General features: G+C 62.7%; 14 protein-coding genes. 5 read left to right on the forward strand and 9 right to left on the reverse strand.

Annotated elements, in window-relative coordinates; genetic code table 11:
* Position 1 precedes the first annotated feature (1 nt).
* From EDF71_RS13250 to EDF71_RS13275, 6 genes are all read right to left on the reverse strand, one after another.
* On the reverse strand, positions 2-1,456 hold the full coding sequence (locus EDF71_RS13250; RefSeq protein ID WP_133857059.1) for a TolC family protein: 1,455 nt from the start codon (positions 1,454-1,456) through the stop codon (positions 2-4).
* Positions 1,453-1,800 carry a hypothetical protein gene (locus EDF71_RS13255; protein ID WP_133857060.1) on the reverse strand — a complete coding sequence of 116 codons (348 nt, stop codon included), beginning with the start codon at positions 1,798-1,800 and terminating at the stop codon, positions 1,453-1,455. The genes EDF71_RS13250 and EDF71_RS13255 overlap by 4 nt, the downstream gene beginning before the upstream one ends.
* A 77-nt stretch (positions 1,801-1,877) precedes the next feature.
* On the reverse strand, positions 1,878-2,294 hold the full coding sequence (locus tag EDF71_RS13260; protein ID WP_133857061.1) for a hypothetical protein: 417 nt from the start codon (positions 2,292-2,294) through the stop codon (positions 1,878-1,880).
* A gap of 70 nt (positions 2,295-2,364) precedes the next feature.
* Positions 2,365-3,090 carry an SDR family NAD(P)-dependent oxidoreductase gene (locus EDF71_RS13265; protein WP_133857062.1) on the reverse strand — a complete coding sequence of 242 codons (726 nt, stop codon included), beginning with the start codon at positions 3,088-3,090 and terminating at the stop codon, positions 2,365-2,367.
* A 4-nt stretch (positions 3,091-3,094) separates the two neighbouring features.
* Positions 3,095-4,345, reverse strand: a complete 1,251-nt coding sequence (locus tag EDF71_RS13270) for an aspartate aminotransferase family protein (protein ID WP_133857063.1) — start codon at positions 4,343-4,345, stop codon at positions 3,095-3,097.
* Between the two features lie 24 nt (positions 4,346-4,369).
* Entirely contained in the window at positions 4,370-5,509 is a 1,140-nt protein-coding gene (locus tag EDF71_RS13275; protein ID WP_133857064.1) for a phosphotransferase, read from the reverse strand.
* A gap of 229 nt (positions 5,510-5,738) precedes the next feature.
* Here EDF71_RS13275 and EDF71_RS13280 point away from each other — a divergent pair, with 229 nt between their 5' ends.
* A complete protein-coding gene (locus tag EDF71_RS13280) occupies positions 5,739-6,410 on the forward strand; it encodes a GntR family transcriptional regulator (RefSeq protein WP_133857065.1) in 672 nt (223 codons plus the stop codon).
* A 311-nt stretch (positions 6,411-6,721) separates the two neighbouring features.
* Here EDF71_RS13280 and EDF71_RS13285 read toward each other — a convergent pair whose 3' ends face one another.
* The 3 genes from EDF71_RS13285 to EDF71_RS13295 all read right to left on the reverse strand — a co-directional run bounded on the left by EDF71_RS13285 (position 6,722) and on the right by EDF71_RS13295 (position 10,365).
* The gene (locus EDF71_RS13285) at positions 6,722-7,006 is read right to left on the reverse strand and encodes a hypothetical protein (RefSeq protein ID WP_133857066.1); all 285 of its coding nucleotides are present in this window, start codon (positions 7,004-7,006) and stop codon (positions 6,722-6,724) included.
* Between the two features lie 658 nt (positions 7,007-7,664).
* Positions 7,665-8,966 carry a Zn-dependent hydrolase gene (locus EDF71_RS13290; RefSeq protein WP_133857067.1) on the reverse strand — a complete coding sequence of 434 codons (1,302 nt, stop codon included), beginning with the start codon at positions 8,964-8,966 and terminating at the stop codon, positions 7,665-7,667.
* Between the two features lie 16 nt (positions 8,967-8,982).
* Entirely contained in the window at positions 8,983-10,365 is a 1,383-nt protein-coding gene (locus EDF71_RS13295) for an amidohydrolase family protein (RefSeq protein ID WP_133857068.1), read from the reverse strand.
* Between the two features lie 104 nt (positions 10,366-10,469).
* Between EDF71_RS13295 and EDF71_RS13300 the strand changes: the two genes are divergently transcribed.
* The 4 genes from EDF71_RS13300 to EDF71_RS13315 all read left to right on the forward strand — a co-directional run bounded on the left by EDF71_RS13300 (position 10,470) and on the right by EDF71_RS13315 (position 15,974).
* Complete coding sequence (locus EDF71_RS13300; protein WP_133857069.1) at positions 10,470-11,384, forward strand: LysR substrate-binding domain-containing protein; 915 nt, start codon at positions 10,470-10,472, stop codon at positions 11,382-11,384.
* A 370-nt stretch (positions 11,385-11,754) separates the two neighbouring features.
* Positions 11,755-12,849, forward strand: a complete 1,095-nt coding sequence (locus EDF71_RS13305; protein WP_133857070.1) for a DUF917 domain-containing protein — start codon at positions 11,755-11,757, stop codon at positions 12,847-12,849.
* Between the two features lie 2 nt (positions 12,850-12,851).
* Positions 12,852-14,507: a urocanate hydratase gene (locus tag EDF71_RS13310; RefSeq protein WP_133857071.1), complete on the forward strand. Its 1,656-nt coding sequence runs from the start codon at positions 12,852-12,854 to the stop codon at positions 14,505-14,507.
* Between the two features lie 117 nt (positions 14,508-14,624).
* Entirely contained in the window at positions 14,625-15,974 is a 1,350-nt protein-coding gene (locus EDF71_RS13315) for an MFS transporter (RefSeq protein ID WP_133857072.1), read from the forward strand.
* The last annotated feature ends 42 nt before the right edge of the window (positions 15,975-16,016 follow it).

Genomic DNA, 16,016 nt, shown 5'->3' on the forward strand with positions numbered 1-16,016 from the left:
ATCAGTGGCCTTGGGGTTCGGTGGGGGAAGCGGCAGGCGCTGCCGTGCTGCGCGCAGCGCGTGCGCTGGCGCCAATGGGTGACGGCGATGTGCCGCTCAGCGCCAGTTGCAGATCGGTTTCGGCGAGCCAGAAGTCGCGCTGCGCCTCGGTCGCCGTCAGCACCGCCTGGGTGGTGCTGCGGGCCTGGGCCAGTAGCTGCCAGACGCTGATGAACATGCCGTTGTAGCGGTAGATGGTCTCTTCCTGCACCAGCTGGGCCAGGGGCAATACTTCGGTCTTCTGCTGGTGGGCCAGGTCCCAGGCGGTGCGGTAGGCGCGCCAGCTGCTGCGGGCCTCGCTGCGCGCCCGGATGGCGCTCTCACGCAGCTGCGCCGCATTGGCTTGCACCTGGTGGCGCGCCATGCTGCTGGCGGCGGACCCCCAGTCGAACAGCGGCAAGGGCACATCCAGCTCCCAGCCCCGGGTGCTGTCCTTATGGCCGCTGTCCCGCTCGGTGCTGGTATTGCGGCTGTAGGTGGCGCCAATGTCGCCAAACACCGCGCCCAAGGTGGCCCAGCCCTGGCGGTCGGTACTCACCTCCAGGTTGCGGCGCAGCGCGCCCAGGTCCAGGCGCTCGCGCAGTGCGGTGGCCTCGGCGTCCTCGCCGCTGCGCAGCTCGCTGGCCGCTTTGGGCAAGGGTGGCAGGGCCTGGGGCAGCGTGAATGCCAGCTGCTGGCCCCACAGGCCCATGCGCTGGGCCAGCTGCTCACGTGCTTGCTGCGCAGCCAGCCCGGCCCGCGCCAGTTGTGCGGCGGCTTGCTGCTGCTGGGCCAGCTCGCGTGCCTGGTCTAGCTTGCTGAAATTGCCCACCGCCGCCATGCGCCGGGCCAGCTCGCCACCCAGCGCTGCGGCCTCGTGCATGCGGGTATGGGCGGCCAGCGCCTGCTCCGCAGCCACGGCGTTCAGCCAGGCGCGGCGCGTGTCTGCGGCCAGCAGCAAAGTCTGCTGTGCCGCCTCCAAGGTGGCTTGCTCCATCTGCCAGCCTTGCCAGCGGCTGCGCCAGGGCAGGGTCAACAGGTCGACCAGGCCAAAACCCAGCTTGCGCTCGATTTCGCGCTCATGGCCATTGCGAAACCAGCCCAGGGTCAGGCTGGGGTTGGGCAGGGTGATGGCCTGCACGCGCTGGGCATCGGCCACGCCCAGTTGTGCCAGTTGCACTTGCAGGCCCGGGTTGTTCAGCAGGGCGATGCGCACCGCCGTGTCTGCATCCACAGGCTGCTGCAGCCAGGCATTGATCTGCGTCTGCGCCGACTGCTGGGCCTGCGCATCGGTCGCAGGTAGCATAGCCTGGTCGGGCAGACGGCCTTGCAGTTGCTGGGCGACATCGCTGCGCAGCCCATCGGGCGAGACGCTGGCGCAGCCGGCGAGCAGCAGCGCGGCGGCGAGGGTGGACAGGCGAAGGCTCAGGCGTTTCATTGCTGGCCTCCTTGCATGCCGTGCTGGCCATGGGCGCCATGCTCGTGCACCTGCATTGAATCGGCTGCCATGGGATGGGGTGGGCCTGGCGCTGCCTGGGCTTTTTCCCAGGCGATGACGTCGGCATGGCCGCGTGCAAAGCCCGCTACGGCTGCATTGGCCTGGCGCCAATCACCGGGCTCGTTGACGATGCTGCCGCTGTGGGCCAGCGGCGGGTGCTGGAGCGCGGCTGTGGGCGCGTTGGGATCGGTGGCGACGGGGGCCCCCGTTTGGGCAGATAGCCAGCTGGTGACAGCCAGCCAGCCCGCGCCGGCAAGCCAGCGCAAGACATGCGCAGTGCGCATAGGGTTCTCCTGAAAGCTCGTTCAAAGCAGACGTCTGCACGGCAGCTGCCATGCGGACGCACCTCGGGTGTCAGCGATCAGGAAATGGGTGGTTTGGAGGCTTGGGCGAGCAGGGCGCTGGCAAAGGGCGCGCTGCCGCTGGCACGGGCCAGCGAGGGGGCGGGCAGGGCTGCAAAGCCCGCGCCGTTGAACAGATCGACAGCAGAGTGGCAGATACCGCAGGCCGAGCAGCTGGCGCCATGCTGGGCCGGGTCATGCTGGCTGTGGTCACTGGGATCGCTGTGCTGGCTGACTTGCTGGCCTGTGTCGCAGTGGATGCTGGCGGCCATGACATGGTCTGGGGCCATGTCGGCGTGGTCCGCCATGCTGCTGGCGTGGTGCTCGGCCATGGCCGCCGGCATCACCGGTGCCACCATGCCCATCGCCATGGCGTCGCCCATCAGGCCGCGCAGGGCCAGCATCAGCATCAGCAACAGGGACAGACAGGCACGCATGGTGGGTTCAGACAGGGCGGGATACAGAAAGTTCCGCAGCGGCTGAGTGTAGCGCAGCTTGGCAGTCAGGTCAGTACTGCGATTCCACCTGCCAGCTCACCGGTATCTCGGCCACGCTGGCGCTGGCGGGCAGCTCCAGCACCGTCCGCACCAGGGTCGCAATGTCGGCCGGTTGGCTGATCTGGGCGCGCATCTCGGGCAGCACGCCATCGGCCATGTCGGTGTCGACAAAGCCGGGGCAGATAGCAGTGCAGCGGATGCGGTCGGCCCCGCCACAGTGGCGTATGCCATGGGCCAAGGCCAGGGCCGCATGCTTGCTGATGGCATAGAGCGAGCCCTCGGGCGCCCGCACCCGCTTGCCGGCCAGCGATGCCATCACGACCACCTTGCCATTGGGCGACTGCTGCAAATAGGGCCAGAGCTGGCGCGTCAGCCGCATCGGCGATTTCACATTGATGGCCATCAGCCGATCAAACTCCGCATCGCTGGCCGTCAAAACGCTGTCGGTGCTGAGCACGCCGGCGTTGTGGACGATGGCATCGATGCGCCCAAAATGCGCGGCGGCCTCGGCGATCCAGCGGGTTTCGCTGTCCGCATCCAGCGCATCAAAGTGGCTGCGCTGCAGCTGCACAGGGCCATGGTCTGCCAGTTGTAGCACCGGTTGGCGCGTGCCTATGCTGACCCGCCAGCCATGGGACAGCAGCTCTTGCGCAATGGCCAGGCCCAGGCCGCGCCCGGCGCCACTGACCAAGGCAACCGGCTGCGCGGATGGTGGTGTTGGCGAGTGCTGAGGCATGGGATCAGGCCCGGGCCCGCAGGGCCTCGTCCAGTGCGCTGGCCAGCAGATCGGCATGCTCGGTCTCAAAGGGCAGCGGTGGGCGGATCTTGAGGGTATCGCCCAGCGGGCCGCTGGTGCTGATCAACACGCCGGCCTGGCGCAGGTGGTTGACGACGGCGCTGGCCAGGCTGCCGCTTTGCAGCTGCAGGCCCCAGTACAGGCCTTCGCCGCGTATCTGGGTGATGCTGCCGTGCTGCGCCGCCAGCGACTGCAACGCCTGCTGCAGATGACCGCCGACGCGGCGCACATGGGCCGGGGCATCGATGCGCTCCAGCTCATCGAGCACGGCCATGGCCACCGCCGCCGATACCGTGTTGCCGCCAAAGGTGTTGAAGTAGCGGCAGCGCTTGCCAAACACCTCCATCAGCGGTGTCTTCAGCACCAGGGCCGCAATCGGGTGGCCATTGCCCATGGGTTTGCCCATGGTCACCATATCGGGCACCACCGCCTCGCGGCCAAAGGCCCACCAGCGGCCGGTGCGGGCAAAGCCGCCTTGCACCTCGTCGGCAATGAACAGGCCCCCGCGCTTGCGCACCGCCTGGGCGGCAGCTTCCAGAATGGGCGCGGCGTCGATGTGCACGCCATCGCTGGCAAACACGGTGTCGAGCAGCAAGGCGCTGACCGGCGTGCCACGCGCTTCCAGTGCGTCGGCAGCGGCATCCACCCTTTGGGCAAAGGCAGCGGCGGCAGCCTGGGCATCCATGGCCTGGAAAGCGGGCGGGTCGATAAGCTCGACATGGTCTGCGGGCGGGCACAACGAGGGCGAGCATTGCGCCAAGGCCATGGTTACGCCGTGGTAGGCATGGCGGGTGATGATCAGGCCCCGGCGGCCGGTGTACTCCTGCGCCACGCGCAGGGCCAGGTCATTGGCCTCGCTGCCGGTGCAGGTGAAAACGCTGGTGTCCAGCTCGGCGGGAAACAGCGCCCGCAGGCGCTCGGCCAGCTGCACCACGTTGTCATGCAGGTAGCGGGTATGGGTGTTGAGCAGCTGGCTTTGGCCGATGAGCGCGGCATTGACTGCTGCGTTGGCATGGCCAACTACCGGCACATTGTTGTAGGCATCCAGGTAGCGGCGGCCATCGGCATCGAACAGCCAGACGCCTTCGCCCCGCACCGGGTGCAGGGGCTCGTCGTAGAACAGGCGGTAAGAAGGGCCGAGCGCGCTTTGGCGGCGCGCAAGCAGGCGCTGGTCGTCTGCGGAAAGGGTTGGCATGGCGTGGTGCTCCAAAAAGGGTGGTCAGGCGGCGGTAGGGGCGGCTGCGCTGCGGTCTGCGCAAGGGTTTGGCAAGGCGCCATGGCGTTGCAGCCAGTCGCCCACCATGCGGCTGAACAAGGCCGTGGCGGTGGCCTGGCTGCGCAGGATATAGACGCGGTTCTCAGGATAGAGGCGGGCGCGCCAGGCGGTGATCACCATGCGCTGCGTGAGCCGCGCCAGGATCAGATCGGGCAGCAGCGCATGCTCGGCAGCCGTCAGTGGCAGCAGGCTTTCATAACCGGCCAGCATCGCGGCCAGTGCGGCATCGGGTGCGTCCGTCAGCGGCATTTGGTAAGAGGCGGCAATGGCCAGATCGGCCACGCGCGGGGCCCGCAGCATGTCGCCAAAGTCCAGCACCCCGGCAATGCCCAGACCATCGTCGCTGGCCAGCAGGTTGCTGGGTGAGAGGTCGTTGTGGATGGTTTGGGTGGGCAGCTGTGGGCCCAGTTGTGCCAGCCGCTGCTCAAAGGCGGTCCAGAACGCGGCAATCTGCGCACGCAGCTGGGCATCCTCCACCACCTCCAGCCAGGGGCGCAGCAGCGGCGCGCGGCGTGCATCCCATAAAAAAGGGCGCTCGGTAGCAGGGTGGGCAAAGTCCGCCAAGGCGCCATGCAGTTGGGCAATCGCCAGGCCCCAAACCTGCCAGGCGCTGGCATCGCGCTGCAGATCGCTGCCCGCCTTGCCATCGAGAAAGCTGTAGCAGCGCACGCGCAAAAGCTCACCCTCGGGGCTGCGCCATTCCAGCCAGTCGGCGCTGGCGCTGCCTTGGGCCGAAGCTGGCTGGCGCAACGGATGGTGCAAGGGCACTGGCACGGCGCAGCGGCCTGCCAGGTGCTTGAGCACTGCTATCTGCATCTCCGTCTCCGCCAGCGACTCGGCCGCGCTGATGAACTTGAGCGTGACGGCGCTGCCATCGGGTGAGCGGATCAGAAAGTTGCGGTCCCGCTCACCAGACAGCGGCTGCGCCTGGCCTTCGATGCCATAGGCCTCGCGGGCCAGGGCTGCTGCCTGTTCTGCGCTGACTTGGGGCACCGCCGTCAGGAAGGCTTGGCTGGCCTGGGCCAGGGCATCGGGTTCATCGGAGGGGGCAGAAGCGGCGGGGGCGGGCAGGGGGCGGTTCATGGCGGCAGGTGGCTGCTGGGTAAAACAGGTGTGAAACCTTGATTTGATGTTTGATGCATCATAAATTCAATGCCCTGATTTGAACAGCAACGCTGTTATTGGGCATCCGGGTAAACCTGAGTGCGCAAAGTTTTGCTTATGATGCATCTTGCTGCGCTGAGCGGTGCCTTGTCAGGACCGTCTCGCAGACCGCAGTCAGCACAAGAACACCCCCGGAGGCAAAGGGCAGATGACAGAGCGATTTGAGAGTGTCAACACGGAGAGCAAGGGCGACCAGATCTATGCCCAACTGGCGCAGGCGCTGGTCAAAGGCCAGCTGCTGCCGGGCGAGCGCCTGAAGATACGTGAGCTGGCGCTGCAAATGGGCACCAGCGTGACCCCCGTGCGTGATGCCATCCTGCGGCTTGTGCAGCATGGCGTGTTGGTGATGCTCAGCCCCCGCGACATACGGGTGCGGCGCCTGACCCTGGACGAGTACCTGGAGATCCGCAATATTCGCGTGGAGCTGGAAGGCATGGCCGCCAGCCAGGCGGCAGTGTGCGCCAGCGCCGACGAGGTGCAGCGTCTGGCCGAACAGGTGCAGCAAAACGAAGAGGCTGTGCGGCGTGGCGACATCGCCCAGGCCATTGCGCTGAACCAGGATTTTCACTTTGCGCTCTGCCAGCTGGCACGCATGCCCTTGCTGTCCGACATCCTGTACGGCCTCTGGCTCAAGATGGGCCCCTTGATTGCCCAGAGCTACAGCGAAGGCGGCCGCAGCATGATCGACCATCACTACCCTGTCGTCGAGGCCTTGCGCCGCAACGACCCGCATGCTGCGCGGGTCGCTATTCAGACGGATTTGCTGTCTGGCGGGCAGTCGATTTATGAGCGGTTTGGGCGGGTGGAGCAGGGGCAGTAAAGCCTTTTGTTCTGTGTCGGTTCTCCGTGAGTTCTCACTGAAGTTTGAACTTGGGTCGCTTTGAGCTCAGCCAAAGGGAGTGCCGGTGCGGCTTCCAGCCTGTCGACGGCCAGTGGGGGTGCTGCTGCGCCTAGTCAATTCAAAGGTAGGATGGCGGCTATCGGCCAACAACGGTAAGCCGCTTGGTTCACTTCAACGGCTGGTGCAGGCTGATTGCGGCCGCTCAGCAGTACCGATGTTACCGACTGCTTTGTCAAAAGCAGTCATTGCGCCTAGGCTTTCGAGGAAGTCTGCTCTACACCTTAAAGCAGTCACCGAAGTCTGCCTATGCCGAGTGGCTGCTTTGGCAGTTGTTGAAATGGAGCTATCGACCCAAAGCGGTTTTTCACTTCTATCAAACAATCGACCGGTTGACCGTCAGTCAGCGAGAGAATATCGCGCTTGGAATGAATCTGGCGAGCGCGGAGGCTATGCATCTGTACGGTCTTGGTTCTCTCTAGCAATTCGAGCAGATTTTGGGCTACTTTCTCCAATAGGGCTGCTTGTTTCGCCTCAATGTCACAACGAATGGTGCGCTCGACGGCGATGGATAGCATCACGGCGAATCGTTCTAAATCACCCGCGAGCACATTTGCCAGTGACACTTTGGGATGACTGCCATATCGTTGTTGACAGACACGCGGGCATCGTGAGCACCGTAGTCTCAACGCCTGGCAGTTCGGCTGATATATCGCATGCCCAGAGGCTCTTTCCCGGACAAGAGTGCAATACGCTGGGTGACTGCATTTGTATATACGTAAACAGTAGAGCAGAGGCAGCAAACTGGTAAGTAAGCTGGCATATTGCCATGCGCAAAGGCCTGCACATGAATCCCGATGGAGGCGCCCAACTGGGACTGCTTTATGAAAATACGAACAAAACAAGAACAGTAGACGAGTCAAGGTGGAGCACCCGTTTCGTGCCATCAAGCAGCAGATCGGATTCTATGAGGTGCGCTACCTGGACATCGCCAAGAATGACAACTAGCTGCAGTCGACGTTTTCGCTGACCAATCAATGGCTGGCAGGAGGGCCGCTGATGAGAAGGCATGAGTGCGCCTGGAGGTGCGCCAAACGGGCACCTGCCTCAAACGCGGCTTGAAATCTAGCGACCAAACTGCGTAAAAGCAGGCAAACCGGCATTGAGCTAATTGGCCAATCTGAATTCAGGGCCTTTGCAGACTTCTCATAGGTGAATCATTGAAATGTAACAATATTACATCTCGTCGCGTTGAAGCTTTACAAGGCGCTTGTCGAGAATATGCACGGTCTCGTAGAGGACCCGTGTGCCATCCAGCAACTGATCTGGCTCAATCCACTCTTCGGGTGCATGACTGCGGCCATGGAGGCAAGGGACGAAAATCATTCCTATGGGTCCAGTAGGAGCCATGTAGACAGCGTCGTGTCCCGCGCCGCTGGGCATCCGCATCTGAGCGTATGCGAGGTTTTTGCAGGCCTGCTCGATGCTCTGCATTACCAGTTCCTGGCAATCCGTGGGTAGGGAGCGGCTCACATCGTTCATTTCGGCGCGCACGCGCAATTCCGCGAGGCCGGCCTGCACTTCGGTAAGCAGTTCATCGGGAAAGGTGTCGAGCACGCTTTGTGCATCGCTGCGCACCTCCATCATCATCTCAACCAAGCCAGGCACGGCGTTCGAAGCGTTGGGTGTAAGCGAAAGACGCCCCACAGTGGCCACAACGTAATGGGGATTGCCCGCGAGCGCTGAGGCCTTGCGGTTGGCCGCATCAATGATGCGTGCTGCACCTACGAGCGCGTCATGGCGGATGTCCATGGGCGTGGTGCCTGCATGGTCGGCCTGGCCGTGCACGATGAAGGACACTCGGCGAATGCCTACGATGTTGGTGACCACGCCAATCGGCAGAGCCTTTTGCTCCAGCACCGGGCCTTGCTCGATGTGCAGCTCCACGAAGGCGGCCGTGCTGTGCTTGCCGCGTAGTGGCTGGCTCAGAGCTTCGGGTATGGCACCAATGCGGCGCATGCCTTCTGCCAGAGTTTCGCCTTGTGGGTTCTTCGCAGCCAGCATGCCCATTTCGAGCTTGCCAGAAATGGCGCGACTGCCGATGCATGAAATGCCGTAGTCGCTGGGTTCTTCGGACAGGAAGTCGATCACTTCGAACGGGTGCTGCAGGGTAATGCCGTTTTCGTGCAGCGTGTGGGCGACCTCGATGCCTGCGAGCACGCCGATGATGCCGTCGAAGCGGCCACCCATCATCACTGTGTCGCAATGCGAGCCGGTCACGATGGGTGCACGCTCCGGCGCTCCGGCAGCCCCTGCCGCGCCGGGCAGGCGACCCACCAGATTGCCGGCTGCGTCGAGATGCACCTGCATGCCAGCGGCCTTGAATTCGCTCTCCAGCCATGAACGGGCCTTGTCGAATTCCGGTGAGAAGGCGCGGCGTGTCCAGGGAACGTCGGGCAAAGTGAACGTGGACAGGGTCTCGATGCGGCGCCACAGGCGCTCGGCATTCAGCGGTGGGAAAGGTGTCTGAGATGTCATGCTGTATGTGATCCGATCAGTTATCGTACGAAGGGGCGGTGTTGGTGCGGGCATGCGGACGCAGGAAGCGGCCATCTCCTGGCTGATTCAGTACCCTGGCGCCGTCGTACACCTGCTGGCCGCGGCACCAGGTGCCTGCCACACGCACGGTGAATTCCATGCCTTCGAACGAGCTCCACTGCACGGCAGAGAGACTGGAAGAGGGATCGAACGCGTAACGCTCGGGCTGCAGGATGACGATGTCCGCATCCATGCCCACATCCAGCGTGCCCTTGCGGTCGTCCAGCAGGAAATGGCGCGCTGGATTGCGCGAGAGCTGCCGCACCACCATCGATGGATCAATACCGTGCAGTTCGCAGCCTGTCCAGAATGCGGGAAGCAGGGTTTCAAGCCCCGGGCCGCCGGAGGAGTTCTTGAACACATCGGGATTGCCCTTGCGCTCCAGGCCCCAGCTCACGTGGTCGGACGATACAAAGGTGCAGGCATCACGTGCGATGTGTGTCCACAGCAGGTCCACTTCGGCCTTGGGGCGGATGGGCGGATAGTGCTTGGTCTTGGCGCCGAAGCGGCGGGTGTGCTCCTCATGGTTGAGCATTAGATACTGGATGCAGGTCTCGATGGTGGAGGCGTTGCCGTTCCTGCGGTACATGTCGCACAGCTCGAAGCCGCGTGACGTGGACACATGCACCGCGTGCGCACGCGCACCGGTTTCTGCGCCCAGTTCGTAGATGATGCCGGTGGCTAGGTTCTCGATTAGAGGCGTGTGAGCCCGCATGAAAGCATCCCAGCCCGTGTCGCTGGCTTCCTGGAGGCGCCGGATGTTTTTGCGCGTGAGCTCCTGCATCTGGTTGTGCACGCCACATACTAGGCCTGAGGGTGCGATCAGCTTGAATGCCTCGAGGAGATCGTCTTCATCTACGCGCGGAAAACGTCCCGGTGTGGCTTCGAAAGTAGAGAACTTGAATGCACACACGCCACCCGCAATCAATCCGGCAGCAGCCTGCAGACCATGCTGCGCATTGAGCGTACCGAAAAGTGCGACATCTATATGGCAGTCGCGTTCGACTTCGGCAATCTTGGCGTCCAACTGCGGGCGCGAGGCTACCGGCTCCGGGTCGTCATAGGGCATATCGACCATTACGGTCACGCCGCCCGCGGCGGCGGCACGCGACGCCCAGCCCAGGCCTTCCTGGCCTGCCTGGCTGCCAGAATGCACTTGGCCATCCACCACGCCAGGCACGATCCACTGGCCGCGCGCGTCCATCTTCTCGCGGGCCATAGGCGGTTTTCCTGTGCCGCGTGCCGCAATTTTTCCGTCGCGCACGGCGAGCCAGCCATCTTTCACGATGCTGCGTGCATCCACGATATTGCCTTGAACCACTAGGTCAAAGTCACTCATCTCAAGTCTCCTATTCACTACGAATGCGAAAATTGTAGGAGTGCGCCTAAAGAAATGTCATATGCTTATATATGCATACTAATTAACATTGAGTTATAGACATCATGAAGCTAAATCTGCGCCAAATAGAAGTGTTCCGAGCCATGATGCTCAGTGGCTCCATTAGTGGAGCCGCCAAGCTGCTCTACGTCTCTCAGCCTGCCGTGAGCCGTCTGATTGGCTACACGGAGCAACGGCTGGGCTTTACGCTGTTCGAGCGCATCAAGGGGCGCCTTCACCCAACGCCGGAGGCTCGTAGGCTGTTTGAGGAAGTGACTACCCTGTACCAAAGCGTGCAGAGAGTGAACGAAGTAGCGGATAACCTCTCGCTCAACAGAGAGGGACATATCCGTATCGCGTGCAGTCCCAATATCGGTCAGTCCCTTATGCCGAGAGCGGTGGCGCGGTTTACTCAGCTCTTCCCCGAGGTGAGGGTGGTACTTCACACCCATATTCCGCACGTCATGTTGCAAGCGCTGCTTACCCAGCAGGTGGAGCTTGGTGTCACCTATATGCCAATTCCACACCCCAGCTTGGCTATGCAGCCGTTATACGAGAACCGCATCGTCGCTGTCCTGCCGCAGGATCACCCGCTTGCTGGGCGTGAGCAGATATCCAGCCGTGACTTGCAAGGAGAGCGCTTCATAGGCTATGGCAGCGATATCCCCTTTAGTCAATTGGTGCATCGGATATTTGGCAGCGAGGAAAACCAGCCATCTGCACGAGTGGAAGTCCAGCAAGCACACGTAGCGTGTGCCATGGTGCAAGCGGGTGTTGGGGTGGCTCTGGTGGATGAACTCACTATCCGTGGCCCTTCTTGGTCCAACATCGTGGCTATTCCGGTAGCGCCGATGGTGCATGCCCCAATCCATGCATTCAATTTAGCTTTGCAACCTATGTCGCGTTTGGCACAGGAGTTTGTTGGGGTTCTGCAGTCGTTAGATGAATTTAATCGCCGACTTGTCCCCAAGACCGCTTGAAAGAAGCACGGTCCTGCAGTCGGACAGGCTCTGCAACCAGCTCCAAATCACGCGACCCCGGTTTGTTCATCCTGGGACTTTCCCTAGGCAAAGGACATGTGGGGCCTACCCACTTGGGTGCATGGATGTCCTCTTGTGGGGTGAGTTTTCGGCGGTTTTCTCTTTGTTTTAAAGACCTTGGCCCAAAACTCAACGTTCCATCAATTTCTGCTATTAACATCATGTTAATTTGTAGCAATAAAAAGTAATGAGACATTGTTGAGTGTCGTCTTTAGCATCCGTTGCGTTCAATAGCCCTTTGTGCATGACCTAGCGCTGTTTCTGCAGGTGTCATGGGCAAGGTTCTCGAAGGATCAATCAGGAGTTAGCAATGGGACGAATCTTGACTCTCAAGGACGTGGAGGCCGCTGTGCGAGGTGGTTCCGTTTTCGCATGTGGGGGTGGTGGCTGGGCGGAACACGGCCGTGAACTGGGCACGATGGCGGTAACTATCGGCCGCCCTGAACTTGTGGACATGTCCGAAGTGCCCGATGACGCGTGGATCGCCACGGCCGCCGCCATCGGCGCGCCCGGCGGCCTGACCGACTGGGAAATGCTGGGCATGGACTACGTCAAGGCCGCCCGACTGGTGCAGGAAGAGCTGGGTGCTCCACTGCATGGCCTCATCATTGGCCAGAACGGCATGTCCAGCACACTCAACGCCTGGCTGCCCTCCGCCGTGCTCGGCACCAAGGTGATCGACGCCGTGGGAGATCTGCGTGCGCATCCAACCGGCGACATGGGCTCGCTTGGCCTGGCCAGCAGCCCCGAGCCGATGATCCAGGCCGCCGTGGGTGGCAAGCGTGCCAACAACTCGTACATCGAGCTGCTGGTGCGCGGCGCGACCGCCAAGGTCTCGCCGATTCTGCGCAAGGCCTCCGACATGTCCGGCGGCTTCATTGCCAGCTGCCGCAATCCGATCCGCGCTTCCTATGTGCGACAGCACGCGGCGCTGGGCGGCATCAGCCGTGCACTGGCACTGGGCGAAGCCATCATCTCAGCGCAGGGCAAGGGTGGCACGGCGATCGTGGATGCCATCTGCAAGCAGACCGGTGGCAGCATCATCGGCAGCGGCAAGGTGACTGCCAATACTCTGCGCTACACGGACGAAGCCTTTGATGTGGGCGTGATCGCGATCGGTGAAGGTGCCGGCAAGCGCCGCATTCATGTGATGAACGAGCACATGGCCGTGGAAGACGCCGATGGTAAGCGTATCGCCACCTATCCGGACGTAATCACCACGCTAGACATCGATGGCAATCCGGTGAGCGCCGGCAAGGTGCGCGAAGGTATGGAGATCCTGATCTTCCACGTGGGCAAGAGCCTGATTCCGCTGTCTTCCAGCATCAGCGATCCGGCCGTGTATCCGCCCGTGGAAAAGGCCCTGGGCATCAACATCAGCAACTACGCATTGGGCAAGGAATAACGATGAGCCGCGAAGATTTCAAGGTACACGGTGGCAACGAGCTGCGTTGCAAGGGCTGGCGCCAGGAAGCGCTGCTGCGCCTGATGGAGAACGTGCTAGCCGTGGGCGAAGATCCCGACAACCTCATCGTGTACGCGGCCCTCGGCCGCGCCGCGCGCGACTGGCCCTCGCACAATGCCATCGTTCACGCGCTGCGCAATTTGGAAGAAGACCAGACGCTGCTGGTGCAGTCCGGCAAGCCGATCGGCGTGCTGCGCACGCACGCGGCCGCGCCGCTGGTCATCATGGCCAACTGCAACATGGTGGGCCAGTGGGCCAAGGCCGAGAATTTCTACCAGTGGGAGAAGGACAACCTGATCTGCTGGGGCGGCCTCACCGCCGGTGACTGGCAGTACATTGGTTCCCAGGGCGTGATTCAGGGTACTTACGAGATATTCTCGCGCATTGCCGAGCGCCACTTCCACAACGATCTGCGCGGGCGCTTCATTCTGACGGCGGGACTGGGCGGCATGGGCGGTGCCCAGCCGCTCGCAGGTTCCATGGCGGGCGCGGCGATCCTGACGGTGGAAATCAATCCCGAACGCATCGAAAAGCGCATGCAGATCGGCTTTCTGCAACAGCGTGCCGACACGCTGGACGAAGCCCTCGCCATGATCCGCGAAGCGCAGGACCGGCGCGAGCCCATCTCTGTGGGCCTGCTGGGCAACGCCTCCGAGATCTTCCCGGAGATCCTGGCGCGCGGCATCACGCCCGATATCGTGACCGACCAGACCTCGGCCCATGATCTGGTGTATGGCTACATCCCCGCGGGCTACACGCTGGAGGAAGTCGCGAAGCTGCGCAAGACCGACATCACGAAGCTGATGAACGCCAGCCGCGAATCCATCGTGCGCCACGTGACGGCCATGGTGGGTTTCCAGGACAAGGGTTCCGTGGTGTTCGACAACGGCAACCTTATCCGCACTCATGCGAAGCAGGGCGGCGTGGAGCGCGCCTTCGAGATTCCGGTGTTCACCGAAGCCTTCCTGCGCCCGCTGTTTGCACGAGCCATCGGTCCGTTCCGCTGGATTGCCCTGTCCAACGATCCGGACGACATTCGCAAGATCGACGACTTCCTGCTGCACCGCTTTGCCGACAACCGCATCGTTGCCAACTGGGTGCGTCTGGCGCGCGAGAACGTGCCTTTCGAAGGCCTGCCGGCGCGCATTGCGTGGCTGGGCCACGGCGAGCGCACCGAGCTGGCGCTGGAGGTCAACCGCATGGTGCGCGATGGCGAACTGAGCGGCCCGATCGCCTTCACGCGTGACCACCTTGATGCAGGCGCCATGGCGCACCCGAACATCATGACGGAGAACATGCGTGATGGATCGGATGCGATTGCCGACTGGCCGCTGCTCAACGCCATGCTGACCTGCTCGTCTTCCGCCGATCTGGTGGCCATCCACTCCGGCGGTGGCGGCTACAGCGGCTACATGACCAGCGCTGGTGTCACCGTGGTGGCCGACGGCACTGCGCAGGCGGATGAGCGACTCGATCTCTCGCTCACCAACGACACGGCCAGTGGCGTACTGCGTTACGCCGACGCCGGCTACGAAGAGGCGCTTGATGAAGTGCAGAAAAAGGGCATCGCCCGCATCGACACCGCCGCCCACGCCTGATCCGGGCCTGTCCGGCCCGGCCCGGCCCTTTACAGCTCTCTGTCACGTGTGCTCTGTGCCCATGAGATGGAGAGTGGTTCTCGGCCTCTCCCAACCACAATCCACGTTCCTCCCACCATGGCCCAACCTACTGCCTCCGCACACCCGGGAGCCTCACAAGCTCAGGTCCACACCACAGCGCCCGCCGCGCATGACGACCGGTCCAGCAAGCGCGCCGTCATTGCAGCGTCCACCGGTAATGCGCTCGAGTGGTATGACTTCACAGTCTACGCCCTGTTTGCCGTCTACATCGGCCAGAATTTCTTCCAGAATGACAATCCCACGGTGCAGCTCATGGCATCGTTCATTGCGTTCGGCATCGGCTACATCGCCCGTCCGCTGGGCGCGCTGATCCTGGGCTCCTACGGCGACCGCAAGGGCCGCAAGGCCGCGCTAACCATGACTATCATGCTAATGGCCGTGGGCACACTGTTCATCGCCATCGCTCCGCCCTACACCGCAATCGGCATCGGCGCCCCGCTGCTGATCGTGGCGGGGCGCGTGCTGCAAGGCTTCTCCGCAGGTGGAGAAGTAGGCGGTGCCACCGCGTTCCTCGTCGAGCATGCACCACCCGCCAAGCGTGGTCTCTATGCCTCGTGGCTGCAGGCAAGCATGGGCATTAGCAACATGCTTGCCGCACTGGTGGCCACGGCCGTCACCATGATTTTCACCACGCAGCAGGTGCATGACTGGGCCTGGCGCATTCCGTTCATCATCGGCCTGGCGATTGCTCCCGTGGGCCTGTGGATGCGCCGTGCGCTGGATGAAACCCCGCATTTCAAGGAGGCTGCGGAGCGCGCGGCCGCATCCGGCGAAGCCGAGAAGAAGACACCGATGCTGCAGGTGCTGCGCGAATGCCCGCGCCAGCTGCTAACGGGCCTGGGCCTGTCGGTGCTGTGGGCTGCCGCACCCTATGCACTCATCATTTACCTGCCGATCTACGTGCAGAAGAACATGGGTTTCGAGAGTTCGCAGGCATTCACAGCGGCTTTCATCGGCAACATCTTCCTGGTGGCAGGCTGCCTGATCTCCGGCACGCTGTCTGACCGCTTCGGCCGTCGCAACATGCTGCGTTTCGGCGCCATCCTGCTGTTTGTGGGCGCCTACCCGCTGATGGCCTGGTTGCATGGCAACCAGACCACGATGGCGCTGATCATCGTGCAGTCTGCCATGTGCTCCATGGTGGCCCTGTTCGTGGGCGCCGCACCGGCCGCGCTCTCCGAGATCTTCCCGACGGCGGTGCGCTCTTCGGGCATGTCGCTGTCGTACAACGCCGCTGTGACGGTGCTGGGTGGCTTTGCGCCCGCACTGCTGACCTGGATCACCTACAAGACCGGGGTGGCGTATGCGCCTGCTCTGTATGTGATGGGGGCCGCCGTGGTAGCGCTGATTGCGATCAGCTTCCTGCCTAAGCGTGCTGCGGACTGAAGTAACTGCAAACCGAGAGTGATCTGACAAATTGCGAAGATC

Source organism: Comamonas sp. JUb58 (assembly GCF_004364775.1).
Taxonomy (GTDB): domain Bacteria; phylum Pseudomonadota; class Gammaproteobacteria; order Burkholderiales; family Burkholderiaceae_C; genus Comamonas.